The 21,190-nt window shown below is 67.4% G+C and carries 24 protein-coding genes and 1 tRNA gene; 14 read left to right on the forward strand and 11 right to left on the reverse strand.

Annotated features, from left to right (window positions below):
* Nucleotides 1-50 precede the first annotated feature (50 nt).
* Nucleotides 51-1,517, forward strand: coding sequence for an MFS transporter (locus ACFFRH_RS15090; RefSeq protein ID WP_344747494.1), 1,467 nt, complete (start codon nucleotides 51-53; stop codon nucleotides 1,515-1,517).
* Between the two features lie 168 nt (nucleotides 1,518-1,685).
* Here ACFFRH_RS15090 and ACFFRH_RS15095 read toward each other — a convergent pair whose 3' ends face one another.
* The 4 genes from ACFFRH_RS15095 to ACFFRH_RS15110 form a co-directional block, all read right to left on the reverse strand.
* Entirely contained in the window at nucleotides 1,686-2,309 is a 624-nt protein-coding gene (locus ACFFRH_RS15095) for an IS3 family transposase (RefSeq protein ID WP_386157332.1), read from the reverse strand.
* The gene (locus tag ACFFRH_RS15100; RefSeq protein ID WP_344747493.1) at nucleotides 2,306-2,599 is read right to left on the reverse strand and encodes a transposase; all 294 of its coding nucleotides are present in this window, start codon (nucleotides 2,597-2,599) and stop codon (nucleotides 2,306-2,308) included. The genes ACFFRH_RS15095 and ACFFRH_RS15100 overlap by 4 nt, the downstream gene beginning before the upstream one ends.
* Nucleotides 2,600-2,757: 158 nt before the next feature.
* Nucleotides 2,758-2,991, reverse strand: a complete 234-nt coding sequence (locus ACFFRH_RS15105; RefSeq protein WP_344747492.1) for a helix-turn-helix domain-containing protein — start codon at nucleotides 2,989-2,991, stop codon at nucleotides 2,758-2,760.
* On the reverse strand, nucleotides 2,991-3,692 hold the full coding sequence (locus tag ACFFRH_RS15110; protein ID WP_344747491.1) for a hypothetical protein: 702 nt from the start codon (nucleotides 3,690-3,692) through the stop codon (nucleotides 2,991-2,993). Before ACFFRH_RS15110 ends, ACFFRH_RS15105 begins: the two co-directional genes overlap by 1 nt.
* Nucleotides 3,693-4,249: 557 nt before the next feature.
* Here ACFFRH_RS15110 and ACFFRH_RS15115 point away from each other — a divergent pair.
* Nucleotides 4,250-4,432, forward strand: coding sequence for a site-specific integrase (locus ACFFRH_RS15115; protein ID WP_344747490.1), 183 nt, complete (start codon nucleotides 4,250-4,252; stop codon nucleotides 4,430-4,432).
* Between the two features lie 413 nt (nucleotides 4,433-4,845).
* Here the strand turns inward: ACFFRH_RS15115 and ACFFRH_RS15120 are convergent, their stop codons facing one another.
* Nucleotides 4,846-5,316: a hypothetical protein gene (locus ACFFRH_RS15120; protein ID WP_344747489.1), complete on the reverse strand. Its 471-nt coding sequence runs from the start codon at nucleotides 5,314-5,316 to the stop codon at nucleotides 4,846-4,848.
* Nucleotides 5,317-5,740: 424 nt separating this feature from the next.
* On the opposite strand from ACFFRH_RS15120, the gene ACFFRH_RS15125 reads away from it, so the two are divergent.
* Both ACFFRH_RS15125 and ACFFRH_RS15130 read left to right on the forward strand, forming a co-directional pair.
* On the forward strand, nucleotides 5,741-6,115 hold the full coding sequence (locus ACFFRH_RS15125) for a nucleoside triphosphate pyrophosphohydrolase family protein (RefSeq protein ID WP_344747488.1): 375 nt from the start codon (nucleotides 5,741-5,743) through the stop codon (nucleotides 6,113-6,115).
* A 214-nt stretch (nucleotides 6,116-6,329) separates the two neighbouring features.
* Nucleotides 6,330-6,815 carry a tyrosine-type recombinase/integrase gene (locus ACFFRH_RS15130; RefSeq protein ID WP_344747487.1) on the forward strand — a complete coding sequence of 162 codons (486 nt, stop codon included), beginning with the start codon at nucleotides 6,330-6,332 and terminating at the stop codon, nucleotides 6,813-6,815.
* Between the two features lie 61 nt (nucleotides 6,816-6,876).
* Here ACFFRH_RS15130 and ACFFRH_RS15135 read toward each other — a convergent pair.
* The 4 genes from ACFFRH_RS15135 to ACFFRH_RS15150 all read right to left on the reverse strand — a co-directional run bounded on the left by ACFFRH_RS15135 (nucleotide 6,877) and on the right by ACFFRH_RS15150 (nucleotide 8,870).
* A tRNA-Ala gene (locus ACFFRH_RS15135) sits at nucleotides 6,877-6,949 on the reverse strand.
* A 187-nt stretch (nucleotides 6,950-7,136) separates the two neighbouring features.
* The gene (locus tag ACFFRH_RS15140) at nucleotides 7,137-7,874 is read right to left on the reverse strand and encodes an HAD family hydrolase (protein WP_344747486.1); all 738 of its coding nucleotides are present in this window, start codon (nucleotides 7,872-7,874) and stop codon (nucleotides 7,137-7,139) included.
* Between the two features lie 29 nt (nucleotides 7,875-7,903).
* Nucleotides 7,904-8,023 carry a DLW-39 family protein gene (locus tag ACFFRH_RS15145; RefSeq protein ID WP_211264163.1) on the reverse strand — a complete coding sequence of 40 codons (120 nt, stop codon included), beginning with the start codon at nucleotides 8,021-8,023 and terminating at the stop codon, nucleotides 7,904-7,906.
* 559 nt (nucleotides 8,024-8,582) lie between these two features.
* Nucleotides 8,583-8,870, reverse strand: coding sequence for a GNAT family N-acetyltransferase (locus tag ACFFRH_RS15150; RefSeq protein WP_344747485.1), 288 nt, complete (start codon nucleotides 8,868-8,870; stop codon nucleotides 8,583-8,585).
* A gap of 397 nt (nucleotides 8,871-9,267) precedes the next feature.
* Here ACFFRH_RS15150 and ACFFRH_RS15155 point away from each other — a divergent pair, with 397 nt between their 5' ends.
* From ACFFRH_RS15155 to ACFFRH_RS15180, 6 genes are all read left to right on the forward strand, one after another.
* A complete protein-coding gene (locus ACFFRH_RS15155; protein ID WP_386157038.1) occupies nucleotides 9,268-9,612 on the forward strand; it encodes an STAS domain-containing protein in 345 nt (114 codons plus the stop codon).
* Between the two features lie 224 nt (nucleotides 9,613-9,836).
* Nucleotides 9,837-10,208, forward strand: a complete 372-nt coding sequence (locus tag ACFFRH_RS15160; RefSeq protein ID WP_386157041.1) for an STAS domain-containing protein — start codon at nucleotides 9,837-9,839, stop codon at nucleotides 10,206-10,208.
* Between the two features lie 284 nt (nucleotides 10,209-10,492).
* Nucleotides 10,493-11,071: an ATP-binding protein gene (locus tag ACFFRH_RS15165; protein ID WP_386157043.1), complete on the forward strand. Its 579-nt coding sequence runs from the start codon at nucleotides 10,493-10,495 to the stop codon at nucleotides 11,069-11,071.
* A 656-nt stretch (nucleotides 11,072-11,727) separates the two neighbouring features.
* Nucleotides 11,728-11,994, forward strand: coding sequence for a ferredoxin (locus ACFFRH_RS15170; RefSeq protein WP_386157046.1), 267 nt, complete (start codon nucleotides 11,728-11,730; stop codon nucleotides 11,992-11,994).
* A complete protein-coding gene (locus ACFFRH_RS15175; protein WP_386157049.1) occupies nucleotides 11,991-13,382 on the forward strand; it encodes an NAD(P)/FAD-dependent oxidoreductase in 1,392 nt (463 codons plus the stop codon). The genes ACFFRH_RS15170 and ACFFRH_RS15175 overlap by 4 nt, the downstream gene beginning before the upstream one ends.
* Nucleotides 13,383-13,673: 291 nt before the next feature.
* The gene (locus tag ACFFRH_RS15180) at nucleotides 13,674-14,894 is read left to right on the forward strand and encodes a cytochrome P450 (protein ID WP_386157052.1); all 1,221 of its coding nucleotides are present in this window, start codon (nucleotides 13,674-13,676) and stop codon (nucleotides 14,892-14,894) included.
* A gap of 36 nt (nucleotides 14,895-14,930) precedes the next feature.
* On the opposite strand, the gene ACFFRH_RS15185 is transcribed toward ACFFRH_RS15180, so the two are convergent.
* Nucleotides 14,931-15,647 (reverse strand): YqjF family protein, encoded by a 717-nt coding sequence (locus ACFFRH_RS15185; RefSeq protein WP_386157055.1) that lies wholly within the window; start codon nucleotides 15,645-15,647, stop codon nucleotides 14,931-14,933.
* A 254-nt stretch (nucleotides 15,648-15,901) separates the two neighbouring features.
* Between ACFFRH_RS15185 and ACFFRH_RS15190 the strand changes: the two genes are divergently transcribed.
* The 3 genes from ACFFRH_RS15190 (at nucleotide 15,902) to ACFFRH_RS15200 (ending at nucleotide 19,370) form a co-directional block, all read left to right on the forward strand.
* Nucleotides 15,902-16,231 carry a putative quinol monooxygenase gene (locus ACFFRH_RS15190; protein ID WP_386157058.1) on the forward strand — a complete coding sequence of 110 codons (330 nt, stop codon included), beginning with the start codon at nucleotides 15,902-15,904 and terminating at the stop codon, nucleotides 16,229-16,231.
* A 343-nt stretch (nucleotides 16,232-16,574) separates the two neighbouring features.
* Nucleotides 16,575-17,162, forward strand: coding sequence for a calcium-binding protein (locus ACFFRH_RS15195; protein ID WP_386157061.1), 588 nt, complete (start codon nucleotides 16,575-16,577; stop codon nucleotides 17,160-17,162).
* Between the two features lie 741 nt (nucleotides 17,163-17,903).
* Nucleotides 17,904-19,370, forward strand: a complete 1,467-nt coding sequence (locus tag ACFFRH_RS15200; RefSeq protein ID WP_386157063.1) for a GMC oxidoreductase — start codon at nucleotides 17,904-17,906, stop codon at nucleotides 19,368-19,370.
* 275 nt (nucleotides 19,371-19,645) lie between these two features.
* Here the strand turns inward: ACFFRH_RS15200 and ACFFRH_RS15205 are convergent, their stop codons facing one another.
* Nucleotides 19,646-20,521: an SDR family NAD(P)-dependent oxidoreductase gene (locus ACFFRH_RS15205; protein WP_386157066.1), complete on the reverse strand. Its 876-nt coding sequence runs from the start codon at nucleotides 20,519-20,521 to the stop codon at nucleotides 19,646-19,648.
* A gap of 95 nt (nucleotides 20,522-20,616) precedes the next feature.
* Between ACFFRH_RS15205 and ACFFRH_RS15210 the strand changes: the two genes are divergently transcribed.
* Nucleotides 20,617-21,051, forward strand: coding sequence for a MarR family winged helix-turn-helix transcriptional regulator (locus ACFFRH_RS15210; RefSeq protein WP_386157069.1), 435 nt, complete (start codon nucleotides 20,617-20,619; stop codon nucleotides 21,049-21,051).
* The last annotated feature ends 139 nt before the right edge of the window (nucleotides 21,052-21,190 follow it).

Raw genomic sequence — 21,190 nt, forward strand, 5'->3', positions numbered from 1 at the left:
CGGAATCTCAGATCGATGCCCCGATCGAGTCCAGATTCAGGGAAGTGGCCATGCCTCAGACACCCACGAGCCCCTCCGAGACCGAGACTCCAGGCAGCGGGTGGAGCGGTCGGATCCTCTGGTGGGTCATCATCCTAATCGTCGCCAACACGGTGGTTGACACGGTCATCGTCGCACCGTTACTCGTGCTGCCGCAGATGTCGGAGTTCTTCGGAACCGACCAGAGCGCGTGGCTCAACGCCAGTGCGATCCTCGCCGGCGCGATGTGGGCACCGCTCCTCGGCAAGAGCGCCGATGTCTTCGGCAAACGCCGAATGCTCGTCCTCGCACTACTCGTGGGCGGCATCGGCGCGCTGGTCTGCCTCCTGGCCCCCAACATCGGGATCTTCCTGGTCGGCCGCGTGATTCAAGGCGCCGCCGTCGGCTCCGTGTTCATCACCGTCGTGTTCATCCGCCAGGTCTTCCCGCCCCGCGTCAGTATGACGTCCGTCGGCATCGTCACCTCTGGCTCTGCGGTCCTTGGCATCGTCTCGCCCTTCCTCTTCGAGATCGTCGTAGGTGCGTACGGTTTTCGCTCGGTCTTCGTCGTGTCCGCCGTGCTCGCGTTCTTCGCTGCGCTGACCGTCCGCATCTTCTTGCCTGAGTCGCCGATCAAGTTGAGAAGCCGCGTGGACGTCGCCGGCGCCGTTCTTCTCGGGGCGGGCCTCGCGGGCGTCCTGGCGTACATCAGCCTGGGCCATGACCTGGGCTGGATGAGCGCCGGCATGATCGCCCTGCTTACTGTCGGGATCGTCCTCCTTGGCGCATGGGTCCTGACGGCGCTGCGCCTGCCCGAACCCGTCATCGATCTGCGGATGCTTACTCGTCCCGTCGTAGCCACCCTGGTGGTCGTTGTGCTCGGCGCCGGCGCCTACCAGGCACTCCTTCAGCTGGTCGGGCTGATCGCGCAGACCTCCGTGGACGAAGGGCTGGGGTACGGGCTCGCCGGCGCGTCGGGTGCGCTCGGCTTGCTCTTCGCCGTGCCGTCCTTCGGCGCCATGACAGGCGGGATCCTCGCCGGATGGCTCGCCGGACGGATCGGCCCAGCCCGCACACTCGCCGGCGGAATGGTCATTGGCACATTCGCCACACTCGGGCTGCTGTTCTCCACCTCCGCTTTCCTCCCCGCCGTCATCTCCGCCGGATTCCTCGGCTTCACCGCCGGGGCCGTGATCACCTCCGGCTTCAATCTGTCGACAACGCTGGTGAGCGAGGAGAAACAGGGGATCGTGGCCGCTCTGGTCCAGGTAATGCTTGGTGTCGGCGCTGTGATCCTCAACATCATCGGAGGAAGCATCCTCCGGGCAACCTCCCTCACCAGCAACGGCGAGCCGGTGAACTCCGCGGCGGGAGTTTCCCTCTACATCCTCGTGACGCTCGTGCTGTTCGCCATCGCGACCATCGTCGCGCTGGCAATCTCCCGCCGTCGACCACGTGACCGTGGCGCAACGCACGGAAACGCGGCTCAGCCCGCCTGAGCCCCGCCCGCGACAAGAGCATCCTCGGAGATGCGGACAGACATACCGCCCTCCGTCAGCTCCATAGCCAGGTCAGCCGCGGCAGCGTTCATACCCTGACAACGCTCTGCGCCGAGACGGCTACCAGGTTGATGTTCCCGTGTTGGGTGGAGTCGGATTGTTGGACTCTTATGCCGGTTGGCGGGTTGGGTAGAGCATCTCGTATTCGACAGGTGTGCGCATTCCCAGGGCGCTGTGGCGGCGTTGCCGGTTGTGGATGGCCATCCCGAGCGCGTTGGTCACCAGTGCCGAGGTCTGGGTGGAGTCGATGGACCAGCCCACGACGCGGCGGGAGTAGACGTCCAGGACGACGCAGCAGTAGACCTTGCCTTCGCGGGTGGGGTGCTCGGTGATGTCGGTGACCCATAACGTGTTGGGTGCGTCCCGGTGGAAGTCCCGGTCGACCATGTCGGCTGGGGTGGGGACCTGCTGGACCGGCCGGCTCCGGCGGGGGTTGCCGGGCAGGCCGCGAATGCCCTCACGCTGCATCAGCATTTCGGTGGTGTGGTAGGCGACGACCACCCCGCTGCCCAGGGTGAGCTCGGCGTGAACGCGCGGCGAGCCGTGGCTACCGCGGGACTTGACATGGATCTCGCGGATGATTTTCGTGAGTTCGGTGTTCTCCTGCTCCCTGGCGGATGCCGGCCGGCCGAGCCAATCGTGGTATCCCGAGCGCGATACCTTCAGCACTCGGCAGGCCACCGCGATAGGGATATCGTCGTCGGCGAGTTCACGGACCAGCGAGTACGCTATTTTGGGAGAACGTTCTCACGCGCGAAATACGCGGCTGCGCGTTTGAGGATCTCGTTTTCCAGCTCCAGCTGTCTGTTCTTACGTCGCAGCTCGGCGATTTCGGCTTTCTCGGCCGTCGTGAGCCGACTTGACGTTTGCCCTTCCTGGTCGGCGTCGGCCTGGGCCGGCCAGTTTCGCAGGCAGGAGCGGCTGATTCCCGGTTCCTTGGCCAGAGTGATGATCGGTTTGTCACCGAGTCGGGCCAGCGCGACGGCGCGCTCACGAAACTCAGGCGAGTGAGGCACAGGCACGGGTCTCTTCCTTCCCAGCCGACACAAGGTCGACTCAGACGAGGTGTCCGTCCTGCGGGGGGAAGCTCACATCGAGCTCTTGGTTTTGAAACGCTTTATCCGATCGCGAGCTGTTGCTCCTGACCCCTGACGGGAGCAACGACGCAGGTGTCATCTCGTCAGGAGCGGGGTGTGAAGGACAGTAGGTCGCCGGGCTGGCAGTCGAGGACCTCGCAGATCTTGCTCAGTGTGGAGAACCGGATCGCCTTGGCGCGGTTGTTCTTGAGGATCGACAGGTTCACGTTGGTGATCCCCACCTTGTCGGCCAGTTCGACCAGCGTCATGCTGCGCTCTTCGAGCAACCGATCCAGATGCACCTCAATGGTGTGCTCGGGGTTTTCAGCAGGCGACATCAGATGGTTCCTTCGAGTTCCTCGCGCATGTGCGCGCCGACGCGGACGACCTTGGACATCACCACGAGCCCGAGCCCGGCAAGCAGGAAGGCCCACGGGAAGGCCCAGCCGAACAGGGCCATCTCCCACACATTCCTGATGGAGCCGGCCACCATCGATACGGCCAGGCCGGTCTCAACGATGGTCGTGTAGAGCGACGCCGCGAGTGTACTCACACCGAGGAACACACCGAGGAACCACAGCCTGTGGACGACCACCTCATCGAAACCGCTCTCCCGTCGTGCGCCTCTGATCAGCCGGTCGAGCAGGAAGAGCGCGACGAGCAGCGCCAGCGGGGTGGCGAAACGTGAGGTCTGATACAGCAGCTGGGTGCCGAGGCTGGAGTCGTCCTCGCAGATCCGAGGCCGCGGGTGGATGAACTCAACCCCCTGCTCCACGGGGTAGGGGTCGCTGTCGACGGAGCTCCCTGTAGTCATGGCCTTCAGGCGTTGGGGATCCTCGGCGAAGTTGCCCTTCACGTCGCCGATGTTCGGCGACGGCACACACACCAGGCTTTGGGCGCCACGAGAACCGTAGGCGTTCTCTCCGCCGGTCAGGGCCGTACCCCCGACCGTGTAGATCATCATTCCTGCGAACAGCACCAGGAGGACGCGGACGGTGACCGCCGTCCATTTCAGAGGGGTGGATCTGTCGAGAGGCATAGCATGTCTCCACATCGTTCATCGATATTATCGTTCATCGATATTATCGAAAAGCGATAAGGAGTCAAGGGTGCCCCGAACGAGACCCTGTCGCCCCCACATAGGGTGCGAGCCCGTCCCGAGCGATGCGCCACGGCCCCGAAACGAAGAAGATCCGGGGAGAGACGCGTGTCTGCCGAGATCACGCATCGTCAGGAGTTCGTGTGCTGTTTTGCCGAGCCGCGCGGTCCATGTCACGTTCGACCCTCACCTATCCGGCCGGGCTCATCTGCCGTAACCGCAAGGCGATCGGCTCGCCCCGGCGCAAGCTCACCCCGGTCGGCAGGCCCTGCTCGCCCTGGTTCACCTGCGCAAGGACGAGACATTCGCCGAAGTCGCGGCCGGGTCCGGCATCGGTACGGCGACCGCGTGGCGCTACATCCGCGACTACGAAGACGGGCCGGACATCGCGTCGGGCGGCTACACCGTGGCCGATGCGGTCAAGTACTGGCTTGAGCACGGGCTGTAGGGGCGGGAGAGTAAGACGGTCGGCCGACGCGGAGTGGACTCCCAGGGAGATGCGCCACAGCTTCGTGTCACTACTCCCGGACTCGGGCGTCCCCATCGAGCACCTCTCGCGGCTGGTCGGCCACGCCAACGCCGTGGTCACCGAGACGGTCTACCATCTCCAGATCCGCCCCGTCATACAGGAAGGCGCGACGGCGATGGACGGTCTCTTCGGAGGCGGGCGGGAAGCTTAGTCACCCAGATAGTCACTCAAGCCCGGTTTTCATGATCACAGACTGAGCGTTTTTGCTGGTGGAGCCTAGGAGATTCGAACTCCTGACATCCTGCTTGCAAAGACGGATACCGATCTTGCTTGACCTGCGAAGACGCAGATCAGCCACCTGATCGCGTTCCCCGTGACTCCCCGCTGTTCCCCCTCGTTTCCCGCTCCATCGGGCACGCGACGGGCACGGCGGTACTCTCATTGAGGCGGTCTCCGGCATTGCGCCGCGCCTCCTCGCATGGGTGCGGCTTGCCGTAGGCGATCGGGCACGACGCCGGGGATGCTGGATAGCACCGGAGACCGTCACCTCCCTGTGCCCCAGGGATGCATGCCGACCCGAAAACCTGCGGATTAAAAGATCGATCTTGCGCTGTTCCAGACAGTTCAATGCAGGTCAGCGGGCCTGCGCGGTCCATCCTGAACGGCTTTGAACGCCCCTGTATTGCAACCCGAAGTGCAACCCTGGTACCCGCCGGCCCCCAGCGGTGAGAACCACCCCCAGCGCTTGGGAACCTCGACTGTGTAGCCGTCCGGAAGCTCGGCCTTCTGGAGCTCGTCGGTAAGCTCTGAGCCTTGATCGCCGACCTCGCCCCAATAAGAGTGAAAGCGCTTCTTGTCCCTCGTAGTGATCTCGATTCTCCGCTCGGCCTCGATGAGCTTGGCGGTTAAGACCTCGCCCGAACGGATCTGGTTGAGCACGGTGGACATGTCTGTCCGCTGAGAATCGTCACGATTAAGAAAGAGCAGGCCGCCGATGAGCACCAAGCTTGCGATGGCGGAGCACACGAGGAACATCCTGAACCGCGAGGCTTTTTTCTGATGCTGGCGAGGGGGCGCGGACTGCTTCTCGATCATGCCTACAGCATGCCAGTCCAGGCATTGAGCTTGGAGGTTTTGGCTTCATTTCTATAAACGGACACGGCCAACGTGAGAGCAATCCCAATCGCAGTAGGACATCACCAGTTTGGAAGATTGCGGCGCGCGTCTCTGTGGCCTGCTACTGCCCAGGTAGGAGATGGTTTCGCCTTATCCGTGAATCCCCGTGAGTCCCCCTTGTTGACCCTCCTGACGGGCACGCAACGGGCACGCCGGGCACGGCCCCCAGCTCTGCCGCTCGGTGGGCCGGGGTTGAGGAACGAAACCCCGGACCGTCGATCGCCCCCAGCCCTGTATGAAGATCAGCCACTGCCAGGCGATCGTGAGGGTGGTACCGGCCCTTTTCGTTGGCTGCCCAGCTGGGACGCCTCCGGCTTCCGCCCTTGCCTCTTACACTTCCGGCATGGATCTGCGGCAGCTCACAGACAAGGTCGAAGCGGTATCGAGCGCCTATGCCCGCAAGCATGGGATAACCCGGGATGACACCTGGTTCCTGCTGAAGCTTCAGGAAGAAGTCGGTGAGCTGACGCAGGCGTTCCTCATGCGCTCTGGACAGGCCAGAGATAAGGGATGCTCTCCAGATGAGCTGGAATTGGGCTTCCGAGCCGAGCTGGCGGATGTTTTGTCTCAGGTCCTGCTGATGGCACGACATCATGGAGTCGATCTGGAGGCGGAAGTCGAGCGGAAGTGGATGCCGTGGCACCCTGATCGGCTTTCTACGCGGGATGAGAGCGGGACGGCTGGCGCTGATCTGAACGGCGCCGTAGACCCCGTGTAGCGCTTGGGGCTGGTGGCCGGAACGACTATGAGCGGCGGTGCGCCGTTGGAGTCGGCGCGTGGGTTGGGTACGGCGGGTGCGTGGTGCGGCTACGGCCCGGGGCGCCGCCGGCCGGGATCGGCCCCCAGGCCGCACGCCCGGGCGGCGTGCGGCAGAGGGCCGGGTACGGCGGCGCGGCGCCCCGCCGCTTGACCTGGACGCCGGGACCGTGCGCGTGGAGCGTCAGTTGATGCAGCTCACCGGCAAGGGGCTCGTCTTCACCGAACCCAAGTCGGCAGCGGGCAAGCGGACGGTGGTGATCCCCGATCTGATCATCGAGGACCTGCGGGCGCACGTGAAGGACTTCACCCAGGACGGCGACAAGGGGCTGATCTTCGCGGGTCCGGACGACGGTCCACTCCGGAACACCAACTTCAACCGCCGCGTCTGGGCTCAGGCACTCAGGGACGCGGGCCTTCCGAAGATCCACTTTCACGACCTGCGGCACACCGGCAACACCCTCGCCGCGAACGCCGGGGCGTCGATCCGGGAGCTGATGGAGCGCATGGGCCACTCCAGTACGCGGGCCGCGATGGTCTATCAGCACTCGACCGACGAGCGACAGCGGGAGGTGGCACGGAAGCTCGATGACCTCGCCCGTGGGGAACTTAAGAAGGGATCGGGCACGCAACGGGCACGGGAGCGCAAGAAGGCCGAATGAAGATCAAAGCCCAGGTTGCGGCAACATGCCTGACCTGGGCTTTTGTCTGTCCGAAGGGGAGTGGAGCCTAGGAGATTCGAACTCCTGACATCCTGCTTGCAAAGCAGGCGCTCTGCCAACTGAGCTAAGGCCCCGAGATTCAAGCCGGTGGCCCGGGGACCTGGGAAGACACCCTTACACACGACCTGCTTCAGTCGTACACGGTAGCAACAGGAACCGCTCCTACGCCACTTGGATCCGCGTGGCGGGCGGGCTTCCGCGGACGGCGGCAGCGACGGGGGGCGACGACCGGCGTGATACCGAGGGAGGACGGGGCGGGCCTCAGTGGACGGCGGCGATGACGGGGGGTGCGACCGACGTGACGCCGAGGAGGAGTTCGGGGAGATCCGCGACGGAGTCGAGGAGGTGGGTGGCTCCGCCGTTGAGGAGCCGCTCCTTGCTGTGGACGCCGGTCAGGACGCCGGCGACCACCGAGGCGCCCGCGCGGCGGCCGCAGAGCATGTCGCTCTCGGAGTCACCGGCGACCGCGACCTGGCGAACGTCTTCGACGCCGAGGCGCATGACCGCGGTGAGGACCATGTTGGGTAGGGGGCGGCCACGCCCGGCGTCTTCGGGGCACAGGGCGAGATCGATCTTGTCAGACCAGCTCAGGGCGCTCAGCACGCGGCCGAGCGTGGCGCGGCTGAAGCCGGTGATGAGGCAGATCTTGATATCGGCACCGCGGAGCTTGTCGAGTGCCTCGACGATCCCGGGCAGCGGGGTCAGACCCGCGCGGGCGATGGCGCCCTCGTAGGAGCGCTCGAAGGTGAGATTGGCCGCCTGGGCCTGGGCCTCGTTGTCCGGGAAGATGCCCCGGAAGACATCGATCGTGGAGCATCCCCGGGACCGGTGCACGTGCACCATGGCGCGAGCGTACGCACCGGTCCCGGGCACGATGCCCTGCGTGGCGATCGCCTCGGCGAACGCCCGCTCGACCATGGCGACATCGCCGATCGTGGTGCCTGCCAGATCCAGGCAGACAAGCCTGATGGGTGTTATTCCATCTTGGGCAAGGACCATGAAAGCACCCGAATCGGTAGCCGCGTCTATCAGTTCTCGCTGCCGGTGGCCTCGGTCCACAGGTCAAGCTCGGCGCGGTCGGCCTGCACCTTGCGCCAGACCAGCAGCCCCCCGAGGGCGACGAGCGCCAGAACGAGCAACTTCTTCACGGTGTGACCCCACTTCTTGAGAAGTCTCACCTGCCGGGGTGAGACAACGCCCGGTTCGAACGGTTCCCTGCAGCCTAGCAAGGGATCGGGCCATGATCCGGTTTGCACGACAAGCCACCAGGGCCGATCAACACCAACCGGGTGATTTTCAGTATCTTGCCGCACGGTACGCGTTCCGACGATCACAATCCGCCGTGAGTCTTGTCGCGAAACCGTCCTGGTTCTCACGATAACCCTCGTGACGCTCTCGCTTTACCCAACGCGAAGTTCCGGTCCTCGCCCGGCCGCGAATGGTCTTGCCCACATGGACACGACCTGGGCGTTCGTTGGCTCCGGCCCGATTACGCGGAGCGCGAATGACACAAACCCGCTTGGTATGGAGCCTTCGGACCCGGCGAGCCAGGGAAGCCTCGGACCCGGCGCGGCCGGCGAAGGCTTTTGAGCCCGACAAGGCCGCGGAACCTCCGGAACCGGCGAGGTCGAGGAAACCCCCGCAGAGGCGAGTTCCAGAACCCTCGGGTCGGACGGCGGCCGGTGAGGCTTTTGGAGCCGGGAGAGGTCAGGTGGTGCCCTCGACGAGGTCGGCGTAGTCGGGGTGACGGTCGATCCACTCCCGCACGAACCAGCACAGAGGGACGACCTTCGCGTTCTCCGCGCGGGCCGCGTCCAGTGCCGTACGGACGAGCGCGGACCCCACCCCCTGTCCTTCGTACTCCGGCTGAACCTTGGTGTGGGGATAGACGATGACCCCGTCACGCCGGATGAGCTCCAGCTTTCCCGCCTGCCTGCCGTCCACCTCCGCCACGAAGGAATCACCGCCGAGGGAGAGCTTGACGTCCGCCTGCATGGAGGTCCTCCTTCGCCAGGCCGCCGTACGGCCGTACGGGGGCTCCTTGGTCAGCCGATGTGGTCAGCCGATGTGGTCAGCCGATCCCGCGCGGTGTTCATTCCCGGAGCCTCGCCCTACCCGCTCCCGCAGCGGGTATCCCGCCGTGCTGCGAGCACGGGGGCCTCCCAAAGGGCGCGAATAGAGCGATCAGCGGAGATCGAACACGGAAAGAATCTGATTAAATACTTTAAGTGGTCAAAAATCGCAGGCGGGGGACCGTACCGGTAGCCGTTCGATTGACGGATGATGGGAGCAGGTGCCCGGCATGACCGGCGCCCCATGGCGATCAGCCGCCCCATCTGTGCCGACACGACAGATGTGACTGACCTTCATGCGCACCCAGAAGGTGATCGCGATGACAGGTGACGTCGACCACGGTTCACTGCGAATCCTCTTCACCGGCCAACCGGCCGGTGTCTACTGCGAGGGAGACATCGATCTCTGTACGCGGCGCGTTCTGACACGCGCGCTCGCCATGGCGGCGGAACGGACCGGTGGCGATCTGTACGCCGACCTCCGCGGCGTCGACTTCGTCGACGTCGGCGGCCTGAGAGTGCTGGCGGAGACGGCGTTCGGGATGGTGGGCGGCCGGAGGTTGATCGTCGACGGTCTCCGTCCGCACACGCGGCGGATCATCGAGCTGTGCGGCTGGACGGAGGTGCTCAGCGTGGATCCAGGCACCGTAACCACAGTGGGATAACGGCTGATTGCTCCTCAGTTGTACCGTAAGGGTTCTCTAGAGGAATTCGGAGGATCGTACGCTGAGAGCAACCAGATCGGCCCCCTCCACGACTCCCGGTCCCGGTTCCGGTCCCGGGACGATCGCGATCGGGTCACCGCTCTCCGGTTCCGATCAGGGCGTCACGCCCGGCGGCCGCCCCCGGCCGAGTCTTCCTCCCACCGACTGTCTGCAGAGGTATATCCGTGAGCGCTGCCGTCCGCGTGACCGACGTGTCCGACCCCGCCGTGAAGGAGATGCTTCTTCTGGCCTTGGCCGGCGAGCTCGACTACAGCAACGCCGAGCGGTTCCACCACGACCTGCAGGAGGCCATCGGTCAGGGCAGGAACGATCTCGTCATCGACCTGACCGACCTGACCTTCTGTGACTCCACGGGGATCCAGAGCTTCCTGAACACCCGCCAGACCGTCCAGGACCGCGGCGGCAGCATCGTCCTGGTCAATCTGCACCCTCGCCTCGAACGGCTCTTCCACCTCACCGGCCTCGCCCAGGCCTTCGGCATCCAGCCCACCGTGGCCGACGCCCTCAAGGTGCTGCGGCCGAGCCGGCCTTCCTAGCGGACCCCGGACCCAGGACCCCGGACCCCGAATCCCGGACCCCGAATCCCGGCCCCCGAATCCCGGCCCCCGAATCCCGGCCCTCGGATCCCGAACCCGGGCCCCGGTCGGCCGCCGCTTTCCCGGACGCGACCGAGCGAACATCTGTTGGCTCGGGCGGTCGTAAGTTGGCAATGAGCGGGCAGGTGTCTAGCATCGTGTAACTCGTCAGCAACGCCCTGATTCTGGAGCAAGTCGGCTCGCCCCCCGGTGACTGCCAGACAAGGCGACCTCAAGGGGGTGTCGTGACCGGCGACCACGGCCAGCACTGGCCGATCGACGAGGATCTCAGTGCTCTGCGAGATCGTCTCGAATATCATGCCGCTCGAGCCGGCATGCGGGGCGAACGGCTGGACGATCTCCTCCTCGTCACGAACGAGGCGGTCATCAACATCCTGGAGCACGGCGGAGGCAAGGGCACGCTGGCCATCTGGCAGGACGAGACCTACCTGACCGTCGACGTCACCGACACCCTGGGCCTCCTGACCCTCTGGCACGTCCCCAGCGAACGCCCCACGGGCACCGTACGGGGGTTCGGCCTGTGGCTGATGAACCAGCTGTGCGACGAGTTCACCATCGATCAGGTGGAGGAGGGGTCGCGCGTCCGCCTGCGCATGCGACTCGGCCTTCCGGCGGCCCGAAGCGGGGCCAGCGGTTCGGCCGGCTCCGCGCGGGACGACCTCGACACCTCCGCCGACGCCCCCGCCCCCACCCCCGTGCGAAGCGCCGCCGATCCTGTCCGGGGCAACGCCGACTCCGTACGAGGCGCCGCCGACTCCGCGCAGGACGATCCCGGCCAGGGTGAGCTCCGGGTCTCGTTCTGAGAGGTCCCGGGGAGCCCTCGGGAGTTCTGACGGATCCGGCCGTCTCCGATGATCGTCATGCGGTGATCCGGAGCCCCTACCTTGGTCAAACCCGTCGTGCGCCCTCGGCAGGCGCGGGGTCGGGGTCGAGGTCGGGGTCGAGGTCGAGGTCGGGGTCGAGGTCAGGGCCGAGGTCGGGGTCGGGTGCGCCGCCTGGGCACCCGGCTTCGTCGCGTTCAACGCGTTCATCGCGTTCAACGCGGCGTGGCGCGGGGTGGCGCGTTGTCATCTTTCCGTCACCGATCCTCTCTCTCCGTACGCAATCCTTGACCGTCCTCTGACGCAAGGGCGATGTACCGGCCATATGTCCGGGTTAGCCTTATTTAGGCAGGTCAGCGCCGTACCAGGTGGTGTCATGGGATGACGTCTGATGTTCTCCGGAACCGGCCGAGGGCGCCGAGGGCGCCGCGAGCGCCGTCTCGCCCCGGAAACCCACGTCCAACCCTCGGTATCCGTCGCGCCTCCCGGCCCTTCCGGGAGCTTCGGCACCGCCCGAACCCCACGGAGTCGTCCACCGGGACGAACCCAAGACCGCCATCTCCCTTCGGACTCGACTCCTCCGTCCCGGTTCTCTCCGTCTCGCCCAGTCGTACGAAGGTTCGAAAGGGATGGTCCGTATGAGGGTTGTCGTCGACCTGGCGCGATGCCAGGGATATGCGCAGTGTGCCTTCCTGGCTCCGGACACGTTCCGGATGTGGGGCGAGGAGGCGCTCATGTTCCACTCCAGCCCGGATGAGACGCAACGGGACGAGGTCCTGCGCGCGGTGGCCGCCTGCCCGGTCCAGGCGATCCTCGTCGACTGGCTGGACGCGGCCCCGACCCCGCCCCCGACGACCGTAGCGGGGGCAGCCCCGACGGCGGCGACCGGAACGGCGACGGCGTGACCAGCGAACGGAGCGCGGAGACGTTCAGGCACGACGGCCGCATCGTCATCGTCGGCGCCTCCCTCGCGGGGCTGCGGGCCGCGGAGGCGCTCCGCGACGAGGGCTTCACCGGCTCGCTCACCCTCGTCGGGGACGAGGCGCGTGAACCCTATGACCGGCCCCCGCTGTCCAAGCAGGTCCTGACCGGCTGGGTGCCCGCGGACTGCACCGCACTGCCCCGGCGTCGGGAGATCGGCGCGGAATGGGTGCTCGGCGTGCCCGCCTCCGCGCTGGACCTCGCGGGCAAGCGGGTGGAGCTCGCGGACGGGCGGGAGATCCCCTTCGACAGGTTGCTGATCGCCACCGGTGTGCGCGCCAGGCTCTGGGCCGACGAGTCCGAGGCCGCCCTGGACGGCGTGTTCGTGGTACGCACGTGCGACGACTCCGGCCGCCTGTGGGAGCGGCTGGCCGCCGGGCCCGACCGGGTGCTCGTCATCGGGGCCGGTTTCGCCGGTTCCGAGATCGCCTCCGTGTGCCGTGAGCGCGACATACCGGTGACCGTCGCCGAGGTCGCCGAGGCCCCGCTGGTGGGAGCCCTCGGAAGCATGATCGGCTCGATCGCCGCGAACCTCCAGCGCGCCCACGGCGTCGACCTGCGCTGCGGCGTCAAGGTCACGCGGCTGGAGGGGGACGAGCGGGGACGGGTGTGCCGCGCCCACTTCTCCGACGGCGGCACGGTCGACGCCGACGTGGTGGTGGTCGCGCTCGGCGGCGTGCGCAACACCGAGTGGCTGCGGAATTCGGGGCTCGCCGCCGGTGTCTGGGGCGTGGCCTGCGACTCGGGCTGCCGGGCGTTCGACGTCAACGGCCTGGTCACCGACGACGTCTTCGTCGCCGGGGACGTGGCACGCTGCCCGCACCCGGTCTACGAGTACCGCTTCCTGTCGCTGGAGCACTGGGCCAACGCGGTGGAACAGGCCCAGGTCGCGGCCCACAACATGGTCAGCTCGCCGACCGACCGCTGGCCGCACCTGTCCATGCCGACGTTCTGGTCGACGCAGTTCGGCGTCAACATCAAGTCCGTCGGTGTCCCCGTCCTGTCAGACGAGGTCGTCGTGACGCAGGGATCGGTGGAGGAACACCGGTTCGTCGCGACGTACGGCTACCGCGGCCGGGTCACCGCGGCGGTCAGCTTCGACAACGCCAAGTGGCTCGACCACTACCGGCATCTGATCGAGACGGCGGCGCCCTTCCCGCCCTCCGGTCCCACCCCCGACCAGCCCGCCGACATGAAGCCGGTGCCCGCCCACTTCCCCGACCCGGTGATCATCACCCACGGAGCCACGGTGATGGTCACCGGCTACGAGCCGAACGAGCGGCGCGTGGCGTTCGCCCGGCCGGGCGGTTGACCGGGTTCAGCCGGACTCGGCGGATTCGACCAGGCTCGACCGGGCTCAATCCGGCTCGACCGGGCTCGATCGGCTCGACCAGGCCGGATCGGGCCCTATCGGTCTTGATCGGGCTCGCTCGGGTTTGACCAGGCCCGATCGGGCTCTATCGGGCTCGCCCGCTTTGAGCAGGATCGATCGGGCTCAATCGGGCTCCATCGGTTTGACCAGGCTCGACGGGCTCCCTCGGTTCCGGCCGGGGACGGTGGGACTCCGGGCGGCCGGAAGCGGCACATCCTAGGAGAAGCGGCCATGACAGTTACCCAGGCGTCCAGTACCTTCCAGCGGATCCTCGACCACTCCAGCCGGGCCGATCCGTACCCGCTCTACGCCGAACTGCGCAGGACCCCGGTGGCCCGGCAGGAGGACGGCGGCTACGTCGTCAGCACCTACCGGGAGATCACCGCGCTGCTGCACAACCCGCACCTCAGCTCCGACGCGCACAACCTCGACCAGCCGGGGCCCACCCTCGCCATGCGCGGGGACACACCGGCGTTCATCGGCCTCGACCCGCCGCAGCACGACCGGCTGCGCCGCATGGCGATGCGGCACTTCGGCCCCCCGCACTCGCCCAGGCTGGTGAACGACCTGCGGCCCGACCTGAACGCCATCGTCACCCGCCTGATCGACAACCTGGTGAGCAAGGACGAGATCGACATCGTCGACGACTTCGCCTACCCCTTCCCCGTCACCGTGATCTGCCACCTGCTCGGCGTACCCCGCGAGGACGAGCCGCGGTTCCACGGGTGGGTCGAGGCGATCGTCGCCATGCTCGACGTCGACCCCGCGACGGGCTCCGAGGAGCGCGTGCGGGAGGGCGTACAGGCCCGCGAGAGCCTCAGGGAGTACCTCGCCGGGCTCCTGGAGAGCCGCCGCGGTCGGCCCGCGGGCGACGACCTGCTGTCCCGGCTGGCCAACGACGACGGACCCGACGGGCGCATGACGGACGAGGAGATCGTCAGCACCGCCAACCTGCTGCTCATCGCGGGCCACGAGACGACCGTCAACCTGATCACCAACGGCGTGCTCACGCTGCTGCGCCACCCCGATGTACTGGAGCGTCTGCGCCGCGAACCGGAAATGATCATCCGGACGGTCGAGGAGCTGCTGCGCTACGAGCCGCCGGTGCATCTCATCCCCTGGCGGGCCGCCTACAGCGACCTCACCGTCGCGGACACCGTCATCCCGAAGGGGTCGCGGATCACGCTCGTGCTCGCCTCCGGCAACCGCGACCCCGCCTACTTCCGCGACCCCGACCGGTTCGACCCCGACCGGCGGGAGAACCAGCACCTCGGCTTCGGCGCCGGCGTCCACCTGTGCTTCGGCGCCCCCCTGGCCCGGCTGGAGGCCCAGATCGCGCTGAACGAGCTCTTCCACAACCTGGAGAGCCCCCGGCTCGTCGCCGACCCGCCCCCGTACCGGCAGAGCGCGGTCCTGCGCGGGCCGCGCCACCTCCTCGTCAGGCAGGAGTGACCGTACGGATCCAGATCGGGGGAAAGGACTCGTACGTCACCGGGCCCACATCCCGATCCGTACCGGCACCCCGGATGAGGCGTGCAGCACGGGAGCGCGATCCGGGGCGTCGAGCCCTCCCGCCTGGAGCAGGTCCTGCTCCAGATGGATCAGCCGGGCGTGGCGCAGCGGCCAGTCGGGGTGCTCGATCTGGGCGGTCGCCGTCCTGCCCGCGACCGTGGTGAACAGCCGGTAGCGGGCGGTCAGGAAGTGCGCCAGCTCGTCGCGCTCCGACTCCTCGAACGGCGGGCCGAACTCCACGACCGCGTCGCACCGCGCGCCCACGGGCCCCGGCAGGCGTCGGCGGCAGCGGTAGCCGCGCCGCTCGCCGACGGCGCGGACGGCCATCCGGGACCAGAAGTAGGGCAACCGGTATCCGGCCCGCGCGCCGAGTACCGCGAGCAGGCGCCCGGCGTCCAGCGACAGGAACCACACACCGTCCCGTCCCCGCTCGTCGCGTACGTACGTGCGCACGTTCGTCTCGGGAAAGCGCGACAGCCACGGCAGCGCGGGCACGCCCGGCGCTCGCACGTCCTCCATCAGGAAGGTGGTGAGGCCGACCCAGGCCGTGCCGTCGAAGGTGTCGGCCGTGAGACCGGGTGGCAGCAGCCGCTGGATCGCGGCCGGTGGGTACCGCCAGTGCATGAAGGTCATCTCCGACCAGCGGTGGTACATGACCGGGCGGGTGAGGTGAGGGGACGGCGGAGCCTGCATGATCCGCTCCTTCTCGGGTGACGGCTTCTCGGGTGGCGGCGCCCGGGTGGAGCGTCCGCCACTTATCTTGGCCATGGCACCGGGTGGCGTCCCGCGCGACACCCGCGAGCGGGCATCCGTCTTGATTCTCGGCAGAGTCACGACGGAACCACGACGAAGCCATGATTTCCACAGAACCGCGATTCCGGCACGACCGCGATTCCGGCGGAGCCGGCGTCTCGCCAGAGCCGGAACAGAGCTGAAGAGGCCAACCCATGATCTTCATCGCCGTCAAGTTCACCATCCGTCCCGAGCGGGCCGAGGAGTGGCTCTCGCTCGTCGACGACTTCACCCGGGCCACCCGCGACGAGCCGGGCAACGTCTTCTTCGAGTGGTCCAGGAGCGTCGAGACGCCCGGCCAGTTCGTCCTGCTGGAGGCGTTCGCCTCGTCCGCCGCGGGTGCGGCGCACGTGGGTTCGGACCACTTCAAGACCGCGATGGCCTGGATGCCCGAGGTGATCGCGAGCACGCCGGAGATCATCAACGTCGAGGTGCCTGGTGAGGGCTGGTCGCGGATGGCGGAACTGACACCCGCCCAGAGCTGACACGGGCCTGGAAACGACCCCGGCCCGGAACTGACACAGACCTGGAACTGACCCCGGCCCGGAGCTGACCCCGGCCCGGAAATGGCACCGGAAAGCCGGGCTCAACCCGGAAGAACGGGCTTCGCCCCCGGTGCCGCGTCTGTCACGGGCACATCGGCCGGGCACCGGGGTGCCCGGCCACGAAAACGGTCTAGCTTTCAGAACTCTCCGTAAAACAGTTCTCCCACCGCGCGCGCAGCGACACGAGATCGCGGACGGTCACGGGATGTAATCGTCCCGGGCACAGGAGCCCGTCCGCCGGTCACCACCAGAAGCGGCCGGCGACCGAACACACGGGGGATTCATGCGTACACGGAGGAACGTCACGAAGTACGAACCGTCGAGGCCGGGCGTGATCCGCAGAGCCGGGCTGCGGATGCTGGCAGTGGGGATCTTGATGGCCACCCCGCCGCTCGCCTTCGCCGGGCCCGCGCTGGCCGGTACCAACGTGGTCGTGACCGGAAGCCTGCTGTCCGTCAACGCGGGAAACCTGTCCGACAACATCAGCATCGACGTCGACGTCGAGGGCTCGCTCCTCGTCAAGAACTCCAACGACACGCTCTCCACCGGAGGGACCTGTCAGAACGTCGACGACAACACGGTGCGCTGCCCCGCCACCGGGATCACCAGCATCCAGGCCAGCCTCCAGGGCGGCGCCGACACCCTGCGAAACAACACCCCTCTGACCATGCGCGCCTTCCTGGGCGCCGGCAAGGACGGCTTCTCCGGCGGTTCGGGCCGTGACGTCGTCTCCGGCCAGACCGGCGGCGACACCATCATCGGGAACGACGGCGACGACGTCCTCGAAGGCAACGCGGGTTCCGACTCCGTCATCGGCGGCGCGGGCAGGGACGTCTGCAGCGCCGAGGTCAGGGAGTCCTGCGAGAGCTGACGTCCCGCACACCGGGGCGGACGGCCGCCGCGTCCGTTACACCCCTCGAACCCCGGGGGACGGTCGCCGCATCCGTACGCTCCTCGAACATCGAGAGACGGCCGACGCACCCGTCCGCCCCGCGAAACATCGAGGGACGGCAGCCGCCCCGGCAGACGCCCCGCGAACGCCTGCCGGGGGGCGGTTGTCGGGGGCGGCTGCCGTCATGACGCCCGAATGCCGTGGGGACTCGCGACGGCAGACCGTCCCGAGGAGTCCGGCGGGCTCTCGGCCGAGGGGCCGCCGGGCGGCACTCGCCGCGCGTCCCTTCAAGGGGCGTGTCCCTTCAAGGGGCCCGCATGTCCCTTCGAGGGGCCGCGTGTCCCTCAACCGAAGTCCGGAGCCGATCGAGGCACCGGCCCGGCTGGGCGCGGATCCCGGCTCGACCGAAGGTGACCTTCCAGCCGCACCGTGCCCGGAGTTTCCGGTAGCCCGCAGGACACAGATCAATCGCGGACACGTGGTGGATTAACGCATCAGAAACATATAGAACTGGTTCCACCCCTCAAGTGTGAGGAAAATCACATGAGCGATAAAGGCTCAGCTGAATCCGGTCAAACAGGCGTGTCACGTCGCGGATTCTTAACTGGAACTGGTTCCATTCTGGGAATCACCGCCCTCACGGGTCACACAACGGCGGCCCAGGCGCAGACTGTCACCGCAGCCGCTCCGATCGCCGACGGCGCTCACGTCCCGGCCCTGGTGATCGGCACCGGATACGGCGGTTCCGTCGCCGCCCTGCGTCTCGCCCAGGCCGGCGTCGACGTCCACATGATCGAGATGGGCATGGCCTGGGACACCCCCGGCTCCGACGGCAAGATCTTCTGCGCCACGACCTCGCCGGACCACCGTTCGTACTGGCTGCGTACCAGGACCAAGGCCCCCCTCAACTACTTCCTCGGCCTCCCGATCGACAGGGACATCACCCGCTACACGGGGATCCTGGACGCCGAGGAGTTCGGCGGCATCACGGTCTACCAGGGACGCGGTGTCGGGGGCGGATCGCTGGTCAACGGCGGCATGGCCGTCACCCCCAGGCGCGAGAACTTCGGCGCCGTCCTCCCGTCGGTGAACGCCGACGAGATGTACGACACCTACTACCCGCGCGCCAACGCCGGGCTCGGGGTCACCTCCATCGACCAGGCCTGGTTCGACACCACCGCCTGCTACCAGTACGGCCGGGTCGGCAGGAAGCACGCCCAGCGCTCCGGTCTCCCGTTCGTCTTCGTGCCCAACGTGTACGACTGGAACCACATGAAGCAGGAGGCGGCCGGAACCGCCACCAGGTCGGCGCTGGCCGGTGAGATCCTCTACGGCAACAACCACGGCAAGAAGTCGCTGCAGAAGACCTACATCGCCCTGGCCAGGGCCACCGGCAACGTCACCGTCTCACCGCTGCACAGGGTCACCTCGGTCGCCCCGGCGGCCGGTGGCCGCTACACGGTCGTCATCGAGCAGCTCAACACGAGCGGGGACATCACGGCCACCAAGACCGTGACCGCGGACAGGGTGTTCTTCGCCGCCGGCAGCGTCGGCACCAGCAAGCTGCTGGTCAAGCTGAAGGCCACCGGCGCGCTGCCCAACCTGAACGGCGAGATCGGCAGGAACTGGGGTGACAACGGCAACGTCATGTGCGGCCGCGCCAACCACCTGTGGGACCCGACCGGCAGCCTCCAGTCGACCATCCCCTGTTCCGGTATCGACAACTGGGCCAGCGGTGGCGCGTTCGCCGAGGTCGCGCCGCTGCCCGTCGGCATCGAGACCTTCGCCTCGTTCTACCTGTCGATCACGAAGAACCCCAACCGCGCCCAGTTCTCCTGGAACGCCGCGACGGGCAGGGTCGACCTGAACTGGCAGACCTCCTGGAAGCAGCCGTCCATCGACATGGCCAAGACGATCTTCGACAAGATCAACGCCAAGGAGGGGACGATATACCGGACCGACCTCTTCGGCGTATACAAGATCTGGGGCGACCACCTCACGTACCACCCGCTCGGCGGCGCGGTCCTGAACAGTGCCACCGACAACTACGGCCGCCTCACCGCCTACCCCGGCCTGTACGTCATCGACGGCTCGCTGATCCCCGGCAACACCAGCGTCAACCCGTTCGTCACCATCACGGCGCTCGCCGAACGGAACATCGAGAGGATCATAGCCACCGACCTGTGACGACGGTCCGACGCGACGGCCGGTCAAACAGACCAGGCCGGTCAAACAGATCAGATCGGTCAAACAGATCAGACCGGTCAGGCCTGTCACGTCGCGTCAGGCCAGGCCCGTCGTACCACGGGGTCACGGCTCCCCGTCGAACCTCGCCTGCCCGCGCTCGCCACCGACATGGCGCCTGGGACGCGGGCAGGCCCAGGGACGAGGCCGTCGCGCCCGGCGCGGTGAGCCTGATGACCGCCCGCTCCATGGATTCCTCCCCGGCCTGGCGACACCATTCAGCGGGGTCGGCGGGTGTCGTGGAGGAGGTCGGCGGTGGCGTCCCACAGCGCGCGCTGAACCGCCTCGTCGCGGCCGATCTCGGGGCACTCCAACGGCCTCGCGGTCCTGGCGGCGAAGTAGCCTCCCGTGATGCCCGCGAAGGCGGGGTCGGTCGCGAGCCTCACGATGATGTCGGCGCCGTGCCGGGGGTCGCCGATGTTCAGCCGGGTGAGGACCTTCTCCAGGGTATGGGCGAGGGGGAGTTCACGCCCGAGCCCGGTGGTGTTGAAGCCCGGGCACAGGCAGGTGACCGCGACGCCCGTTCCCCCAAGCCGTCGACCGAGTTCCTGGGTGAACATGATGTCCATCAGCTTGGTCCGGCCGTACAGCCGGCTCGACTCGCGGCGGGTGAAGCCCGCCGTGTCGGTCAGGTCCTTGAACGGGTCGATGGTCCGGACCCGGCGTGAGGCCCGGGAGGCGACCGTGACGATCCGGGAGGGGGCCGAGGCGGTGAGCTTGTCGCGCAGAGCGTTGGTGAGCGCCCAGGGGGCGAGGTAGTTCACCGCGGTCATCTCGGCGAATCCCTCGGAGGTGACCCGCTGGGAGAAGGCGTGCAGGCCCGCGTTGTTGACCAGTACGTCGATGCGCGGGTAGTGCGCGTCGATCCGCTCCGCGGACCGCCGGACATCGGCGAGCAGGGACAGGTCGGCGAGGAAGACATCGACCGAGGTCCGGGGGGCGACCTGTTCGACCTCCCGGCGCAGCGCGTCCGCTTTGCTCCTGCTGCGGGCGACGATGCCGAGGCGGACGCCGGTACGGGCCAGGTCGAGAGCGGCCAGGCGGCCCAGACCGTTCGTCGCACCGGTCATCACGATGACGGGCCGGGTGTCCATTGCTTCTCCTCTTCACGACAATGGTGAGGTACCTCATTAAGGTAGCATTCCAATGAGGTACCTCACCAATCGGGCGACGACGAGAGAAGACGACCATGAAGGACCGGACGGCGACGCCCGCGGAGATCGGCCTGCGGTACCTGTCGCTCGGCCACCGCCTGCGCAAAGTCGTCGACGACGGCATGACAGCGGGAGGACTGTCACTGGCCCGTACGAAGGTCCTGCGGGCGCTCGACGGACGCGGTGCCATGCGCCAGTCGTCACTGGCGCGAGAACTCGGTCACGCCCCCCGCTCGGTCACCCAGTCCGTCGAGGCCCTGGAGCGCGAGGGACTGATCGAACGGGCAGCGGATCCCGAGGACGGGCGTTCCAAACTCGTCAGCCTCACCCCCGAGGGCACCAGAGCACTGGCCGCCGGTACGGCGGCGGGCGAACGCGTCCTGCACGAGATATTCGGGACACTGGACAGCGGGCAACTGGCGGACCTGGCCAAACTCCTCGACGCCATCGACGCGGGCCTCGGCACCTGACACACGCTGCCGCGAAAACGAGAACCGGCCTCGACCACCCGCCCACCGGTGAGATCCTGCCCAACGGTCAAATTCGTGTTCCGGACCACCGGCCAACCTGGTCGGCGCCGAGGCCGCCGTCACCGCCTGCTGTCGCCCA

The sequence above is a fragment of the Streptosporangium vulgare genome (assembly GCF_042428775.1).
GTDB classification, from domain to species: Bacteria; Actinomycetota; Actinomycetes; order Streptosporangiales; family Streptosporangiaceae; genus Streptosporangium; species Streptosporangium vulgare.